Source organism: Micromonospora sp. NPDC047707 (assembly GCF_040704235.1).
Classification (GTDB): Bacteria; Actinomycetota; Actinomycetes; order Mycobacteriales; family Micromonosporaceae; genus Micromonospora.
In genome coordinates this window covers 74808-81742 of record NZ_JBEYSU010000029.1, presented here as the reverse complement: position 1 = coordinate 81742, position 6935 = coordinate 74808, and the positions used below count along the sequence as shown (strand labels likewise).

Sequence of the window (6935 nt, the reverse complement as noted above, 5' to 3'; positions counted from 1 at the left end):
GGTTGGCTCGACACCACCGGACCTACCGAGGGCCTTCTCTCACGTCCAACACGACACGCCGACGGACCCGCCCCACTTCTCAAACGCTCACTAAGAAGGGGCCCTTCCTTACATGCGGGCGGACCGCCACGTGCGGGCGGGCCGCCGGAGGAGGAATCCGGCGGCCCGCTCGGGATGGATCGGTCAGTAGACGCTGACGCCGTAGCGGCTCAGCACCTCGGTGACCGGCTGGAAGTAGGTGGTGCCGCCGGTGCTGCAGTTGCCGCTGCCGCCCGAGGTCAGGCCGAGGGCGGTGGAGCCGCTGAACAGCGAGCCGCCGCTGTCACCGGGCTGGGCGCAGATGTTGGTGCGGATCAGGCCGGAGACGGAACCCTCGGCGTAGTTCACCGTCGCGTTGAGCGCGGTGACCGAGCCGCTGCGCAGGCCGGTGGTGCTGCCGGAGCGCTGCGCGGACTGGCCGACGTACGCGTTGGCGGCGCCGGTGATGTCCCGGTAGCTGCCGTTCCACAGGTAGACGTTGCCCGGCTGCGTGGTGGTCTGGTTGCTGTACCGGACGATGCCGTAGTCGTTGCCCGGGAAGCTGGAGCCGGCCCGGGTGCCCAGCAGCGTGGTCTGGGACGAGTTCGAGTACCAGTTCGACGAGATGTTCGTGCAGTGGCCGGCGGTGATGAAGTACTTCACGCCGCTGCTGCTGCGCACGTTGAAGCCGAGCGAGCAGCGTCCGCCGCCGCCGGCGTAGATGGCCTGGCCGCCGGAGATCCGGGTGCTCAGCACGCCGGCCTCGGCCTCGATGCGCACCGCGCCGTTGGTCCGCGCCGCGGCGGCCTTCACCCGCTCCAGCTTGGCGCCGGTCACGGTGCTGTCTACGGAGACGACGACCTGGTTGGTGGCCGGGTCGACCCACCAGGCGGTGCCCGGGATCTTGGCGGTGCGCTCCAGTTCGGCGGTGGCGCGGTTCAGCTCGGCGGCGCCGCGCGTGACGATCTTCGGGGTGGCGCCGGCGGCGGCGACCTGGCGGGCGGCGACGGCATCGGTCACGGCGACGACCATCTTGCCGTTGGCGCCGGCGTAGGTACCGGCAGCGCGGTCACCGAGCCGCTCGGCGAGGGTGGCGGCGGCGTCCGGTGAGGCGGCGGGGGCGGCCTGGGCCGGGGCTCCCATCAGGGCTCCGGCGACCAGGGTTCCGGCCGCGACGAGGGTGGCGGCGCGGCGGAACGTGGACCTCGTGGGTCGCATGTAACAACCTCCGTGAACGGGGGGACGGCCCACGCCAGGGCAGCGGGACCGCGGGGGTCAACCCGGCTAGCTGCGGGAACCGGCCGAGCTGAGGGAAGTATTCACATATTTAAGATCATAGGCAAGGCCTCCGTTTGCCCGAATTCACCCAACGGCCACATGTAACGGCTCGGCAACATTGTGGACACAGACCGTTATCTATACGCTCCGGTAACCGCGTATCCCGGCACCCGCGACCCGGAGGCCCCCATGACCGTCATCCGTCGCGCGCTGGCCGCCCTCGCCGGCGTCATCGCCCTCGTCCTGCTCGCCGCCACCCCCGCCGTCGCCGACGCTGGCCCGCCACCGAACTCGATGGCGAGTCTCGGCGACTCCATCACCCGCGGCTTCAACGCCTGCGGGTGGTACGTCGACTGCACCTCCCGCTCATTCAGCACCGGGGACTACTCCACGGTGAACAGTCACTACCTGCGCATCCGCTCGGTCAACCCGAACATCAACGGTCGCAACCACAACGACGCCCGGTCGGGGGCGAAGTCCGCCGACATGTACGGCCAGGCCGGCACCGCGGTCAGCCAGGGCGTCGGGTACGTCACGATGCTGATCGGCGCGAACGACGCCTGCACCAGCTCGGAGTCGACGATGACCTCGGTGACCACCTTCCGGGCGAACATCGACTCCGCGCTCAACCGGCTCAAGGCGGGTCTGCCCAACGCCAAGGTCTTCCTCATCAGCGTCCCGGACATCCACCGGCTCTGGTTCGTCGGCAAGGACAGCGGCAGCGCCCGCAGCGCCTGGTCGCTCTTCGGCATCTGCCAGTCCATGCTGGCCAACCCCACCTCCACCGCCCAGGCCGACGTCGACCGGCGCAACCGGGTCCGGCAGCGGGTGATCGACTTCAACGCCCAGCTCGCGGCGGCCTGCGCGGCGTACGGCGCGAACTGCCTCTTCGACAACAACGCCGTCTTCGGCTACCCGTTCAAACTGAGCCAGCTCTCCGGCTGGGACTACTTCCACCCGAACACCAGCGGGCAGCAGGTGCTGGCGAGCGTGTCGTACGCCGCCGGCTTCCGCTGGTAGGCGAGCCCGTGACCGGCGCGCGGCGCTCCGGCGTCCGCGCGCCCGGCCTCCCCGCAGCGGTACCAGGCGCCGCCGACCGGGTCAGCCGGCCCGGCGGCGCGCCCCTGGGCCCGGCCGGGGCACCACGTCACGGGGCTCGTCGATCTGATGGCCCCGCTCGCAGCGCAGGACGACACCCACCTCGCCGCCGCAGTCACGGTGGTCGACGCGCAGCGGGGGACCCTCCGGGTCGGCGAGGTACCGGTCGCCCCACCCGAGCACGGCGACCAGCACCGGCCACAGGTCGAGGCCCTTGGGGGTCAGCCGGTACTCGTGACGCACCCGGCTGCCGGGCTCCCGGTACGGCTCGCGGCGCAGCACGCCATGCGCGACCAGCATGGCGAGGCGGTTGGTGAGCACCTGGCGGGGGACGCCGGTGCGGACCCGCATGTCGTCGAAGCGGCGGACGCCGTTGAACACCTCACGCAGCACCACGAGGGTCCACTTCTCGCCGAGGACCTCCATCGCGCGGGCGATCGTGCAGTTCTCGATCGACCAGTCCAGTGCCGCGGGTCTCATACCCGCCAGGCTAGGTCTGATTGACAGACTCAGCAAACGACTGCGAGGCTGAGTCCATGACACAGACGCAGGACCGCAGCCGTACGTTCTCCTGGTCCGACCCGGGCGTCAACGCGGCTCAGCTCGGTCGGCGCAGCGGCCTCGACCTGCTGCGGGCGATGATCGCGGGCGAGCTGGCCGCCCCGCCGATCATGCACCTGGTCGACATGGCGCGGATGGAGGCCGAGGAGGGCTGGGTCGCCGTCGAGCTGGTGCCGCAGGAGTTCCACTACAACCCGCTCGGCACCGTCCACGGTGGCGTCATCTCCACGCTGCTGGACACGGCCGCGGGCTGCGCCGTGCACACCACCCTGCCGGCGGGAGTTGGCTACACCTCACTCGACCTGAACGTGAAGTTCCTCCGCCCGGTCACCGTCGACTCCGGCACCCTGCGCTGCGAGGGCACCGTCCTCCAGCGGGGCCGCCGGACGGCCCTGGCCGAAGCCCGCCTCACGGACACCAGGGGCCGGCTGATCGCCCACGCCACGTCCACCTGCCTCCTGTTCCCCGTGGACGCCCCCACCCAGGCCTGATCCCCCGCCGCCCCTCCTCCCGCACCGGCAGGAAGTCCCGGGGAGGGGCCCCGGAACTCCCCGGGCGCGCGCCGTCGCTTCCGAGAGCCGGCGACGGTCGCGCCCGGGGCCGCGTCAGCGGGCCCGAGGTCAGCAGGCCGAGGGAGTCAGCGGAGCGTGCTCCGGCGGGCGCGGCGGGCGTCGCGCTTCTCCTCGAAGCGGGACGCGGCACGCTCCAGATCGTCCAGATGGGCGGCGATCTGCTCGCGGGCGGCCTCACCGTCGCCGTTCAGACCGGTGACCTTGAAGATGTCCCACTGCCGCAGCACCGGGACCACCACCTCGTCGCGGTGCTGCCGCAGGTCGTAGATGCCGGCCAGGGCGATCGCCACCGACTTGCGGGCGAAGCCGTCGATGCCGTTGCCCGGCATCTGGAAGTCGGCCAGGACGTCGGCCACGGCGCGCATCGCCTGACTCGGGGCCAACTCCAGGGCCGCGCCGAGCAGGTTGCGGTAGAACACCATGTGCAGGTTCTCGTCGGCGGCGATCCGGGCGAGCAGCGCCTCGCACCGGGGGTCGCCGGTGGCCCTGCCCGTGTTGCGGTGGGAGATCCGCGTGGCGAGTTCCTGGAAGGACACGTACGCGAGCGAGTGCAGCATCTCCTCGTCGTGGGCGTTGTGGAACCCGTTCGACATGTGCGTCATCCGGGCCCGCTCCAGGGCCACCGGGTCGACGGCACGGGTCACCGTCAGGTAGTCCCGGATCGCCGTGCCGTGCCGCCCCTCCTCGGCGGTCCACCGGTGCACCCACGTCCCCCACGCGCCGTCCCGGCCGAAGAGCGTGGCGATCTGGTGGTGGTACGAGGGCAGGTTGTCCTCGGTGAGCAGGTTGACGATCAGGGCGGTGCGCGCCACCTCGGGGATGGTGGTGTCCTCCGGGGACCACGCCTCCCCACCCATCGGCCCGTCGAAGTCGCGTCCCTCGCTCCACGGCACGTACTCGTGCGGGAACCACTCCTTGGCCAGCGACAGGTGGCGGTCGAGGTTCTTCTCGACCACGGCCTCGAGTTCGTGCAAGAGGGCGGTCTGGCTGAGCACGGTCACGGCGATCTCCCTACGATGGCGTAACTTACGCTACCGTAGGTGCGATCGTCCGTCCGCGCCAGTCGCGTCCCAGCAGAGCCCCGGCGTCGACTCAGCTGACGAGAGGCTTCAGGTCCACCGACGGCGGCATCCACACCCCGGCCTCCGCGCGTACCTGCTCACCGGAGCGGATGTCCTTGACCTCGTCCCCCTCCGGGCCCGGGAACCACACGTACGGGATGCGGCGGCGCTCGGCGTACCGGATCTGCTTGCCGAACTTCGCCGCGCTCGGCGACACCTCGGTCGGCACGCCGCGCGCCCGCAGCGCCTCGGCGACCCGGTTGCTCGCGGCCCGCGACCCCTCGCTGGTCACCGCCACCAGCACGCAGGTCGGCACGTCCCGCGACACGGTCAGCGCGCCCGCGCCGAACAGCAGACCGAGCAGGCGGGTCACCCCGATGGAGATGCCCACGCCGGGGAAACGGGCGGTTCCGGAGGTGGCGAGGTTGTCGTACCGGCCGCCGGAGCAGACCGAGCCGAACCGCTCGTACCCGACCATCTGCGTCTCGTAGACGGTGCCGGTGTAGTAGTCCAGGCCCCGCGCGATGCGCAGGTCGGCGACGCACAGGCCGGGGGCGTGCTCGACGGCGGTGTCCATCACCCGGACCAGCTCCTCGACGCCCTCGTCGAGCAGCGGGTGGGTCACCCCGAGCGCCCGTACCGCGTCGGCGAACGACGCGTCCGGTGCGGCGATCTCGGCCAGCGACAGGACGGCCTTGGCCTGTGCCTCACTCGCGCCGGCCGTCTCGGCCAGCAGCTCGGCGACCTTCGCCGGACCGATCTTGTCGAGCTTGTCGACGGCGCGCAGCGCCGCCTCCGGGTCCTCGATGCCGATCCCCCGGTAGAAGCCCTCGCAGATCTTGCGGTTGTTGACCTGGATGCGCACCGGCGGGATCGGCAGCGAGCGCAGCGCGTCGCCGATCACCAGCGGCATCTCCGCCTCGTGCTGCGGGGCGAGGGTGTCCCGGTCGACGATGTCGATGTCGGCCTGGAGGAACTCCCGGTACCGGCCCTCCTGCGGCCGCTCGCCCCGCCACACCTTCTGCATCTGGTAGCGGCGGAACGGGAACTGCAGCTTGCCGGCGTTCTCCAGCACGTAGCGGGCGAACGGCACGGTCAGGTCGAAGTGCAGGCCGAGGGCGTCGTCACCGGCCGGGCCGTCGGTGTCCGCCTGCAACCGCCGGATCAGGTAGACCTCCTTCGAGGTCTCCCCCTTGCGCAGCAACTGGTCGAGGGGCTCGACCGCGCGGGTCTCCAACGGCGCGAACCCGTACAGCTCGAAGGTGCCGCGGATCCGGTCCAGCACGTACTGCTCGATCATCCGCTGGGCGGGCGTCCACTCCGGGAAGCCGGAGATGGGCGTGGGCTTGCTCATGATGCTCCGTTCACAGGACCCGCGCGGTCGGGCGCGGAAGCGTCGGTGTGCGGCTACAGGCCGCGGGCGGGGGCCGCCGGTCGCGCGCCGTCGTTCCCGGCCACCTCGATGAGGTACGGGTTGGTCGCGCGCTCGCGGCCGATGGTCGTCGCGGGGCCGTGGCCGGGCAGCACGACGGTGTCGTCCGCCAGCGGGAGGATCTTGCTCCGCAGGCTGGTGAGCATCGCCGGCATGTCGCCGCCCGGCAGGTCGGTGCGGCCGATCGAGCCGGCGAAGAGCACGTCGCCGGAGAGGCAGATCTCGTCCGCCTCCCAGCGCGAGCCGGCGCCGGGCAACCGGAACAGCACCGACCCGCCGGTATGGCCGGGCGCGTGGTCGACGGTGATCTCCAGCCCGGCGAGGCTCAGCGTGGCGCCGTCGGTCAGCTCCGCGACGTCCGCCGGCTCGGTGTACGGCAGACGGCCGCCGAAGAGCGCGGTGAGGTCGGCCGACAGCCCCTTCGCCGGGTCGGCGAGCATCTCCCGGTCGCCCGGGTGCACGTACGCGGTGATCCCCCGCGCGCCGCAGACCGGCGCGACCGAGAAGGTGTGGTCGAGGTGGCCGTGGGTGAGCAGAACCGCCGCCGGGTGCAGCCGGTGCTCGGCCAGCAGCGCGTCGAGCCGGTCGAGCACGCCGATGCCGGGGTCGACCACCACGCACTGCTCCCCCGGCGCCGTGGCGACCACGTAGCAGTTGGTGCCGAAGGCGTCCGCGGGAAAGCCGGCCACGAGCACGTCCGCTCCCCTTCCGTCGAGCTGTCGGGTCCCGTCCCTGAGCCTAGTCGCCGACGGAAACGGTTTCGTCCACGCACCGGCTCCGCAACCCGGCCGGGAACAGTGACGATGCCCGATGACGGCAGCGCCGACCTCGTACACCACGTTCCCAGCCACTGGCCGTACACTCTGGCGGGCGTGTGGCGTGGCACACCTGCCCACCCGACGGGCGCGGCCCGTC

General features: G+C 71.7%; 7 protein-coding genes. 2 read left to right on the top strand and 5 right to left on the bottom strand.

Features of this window, described 5'->3' with window-relative positions:
• Window positions 1-183: 183 nt before the first annotated feature.
• A complete protein-coding gene (locus AB0873_RS24940; RefSeq protein ID WP_366602542.1) occupies window positions 184-1236 on the bottom strand; it encodes a S1 family peptidase in 1053 nt (350 codons plus the stop codon).
• Between the two features lie 249 nt (window positions 1237-1485).
• On the opposite strand from AB0873_RS24940, the gene AB0873_RS24935 reads away from it, so the two are divergent.
• Entirely contained in the window at window positions 1486-2316 is an 831-nt protein-coding gene (locus AB0873_RS24935; RefSeq protein ID WP_366602540.1) for an SGNH/GDSL hydrolase family protein, read from the top strand.
• A gap of 81 nt (window positions 2317-2397) precedes the next feature.
• Here the strand turns inward: AB0873_RS24935 and AB0873_RS24930 are convergent, their stop codons facing one another.
• On the bottom strand, window positions 2398-2874 hold the full coding sequence (locus AB0873_RS24930; RefSeq protein WP_155332770.1) for a helix-turn-helix domain-containing protein: 477 nt from the start codon (window positions 2872-2874) through the stop codon (window positions 2398-2400).
• Between the two features lie 56 nt (window positions 2875-2930).
• On the opposite strand from AB0873_RS24930, the gene AB0873_RS24925 reads away from it, so the two are divergent.
• Window positions 2931-3446, top strand: coding sequence for a PaaI family thioesterase (locus tag AB0873_RS24925; protein WP_366602539.1), 516 nt, complete (start codon window positions 2931-2933; stop codon window positions 3444-3446).
• Window positions 3447-3592: 146 nt separating this feature from the next.
• On the opposite strand, the gene AB0873_RS24920 is transcribed toward AB0873_RS24925, so the two are convergent.
• The 3 genes from AB0873_RS24920 to AB0873_RS24910 all read right to left on the bottom strand — a co-directional run bounded on the left by AB0873_RS24920 (window position 3593) and on the right by AB0873_RS24910 (window position 6715).
• Window positions 3593-4528: an acyl-ACP desaturase gene (locus tag AB0873_RS24920; protein ID WP_366602537.1), complete on the bottom strand. Its 936-nt coding sequence runs from the start codon at window positions 4526-4528 to the stop codon at window positions 3593-3595.
• Between the two features lie 91 nt (window positions 4529-4619).
• Window positions 4620-5942, bottom strand: coding sequence for a histidine--tRNA ligase (gene hisS / locus AB0873_RS24915; RefSeq protein WP_366602535.1), 1323 nt, complete (start codon window positions 5940-5942; stop codon window positions 4620-4622).
• Window positions 5943-5995: 53 nt separating this feature from the next.
• Window positions 5996-6715, bottom strand: coding sequence for an MBL fold metallo-hydrolase (locus tag AB0873_RS24910; protein WP_366602534.1), 720 nt, complete (start codon window positions 6713-6715; stop codon window positions 5996-5998).
• Between the last annotated feature and the right edge of the window lie 220 nt (window positions 6716-6935).

Excerpts from the sequence above, each read along its gene's own strand:
- AB0873_RS24935 (WP_366602540.1), top strand. The coding sequence starts at position 1,486 with ATGACCGTCATCCGTCGCGCGCTGGCCGCCCTCGCCGGCGTCATCGCC.
- hisS (WP_366602535.1), bottom strand. The coding sequence starts at position 5,942 with ATGAGCAAGCCCACGCCCATCTCCGGCTTCCCGGAGTGGACGCCCGCC.
- AB0873_RS24925 (WP_366602539.1), top strand. The coding sequence starts at position 2,931 with ATGACACAGACGCAGGACCGCAGCCGTACGTTCTCCTGGTCCGACCCG.
- AB0873_RS24930 (WP_155332770.1), bottom strand. The coding sequence starts at position 2,874 with ATGAGACCCGCGGCACTGGACTGGTCGATCGAGAACTGCACGATCGCC.
- AB0873_RS24940 (WP_366602542.1), bottom strand. The coding sequence starts at position 1,236 with ATGCGACCCACGAGGTCCACGTTCCGCCGCGCCGCCACCCTCGTCGCG.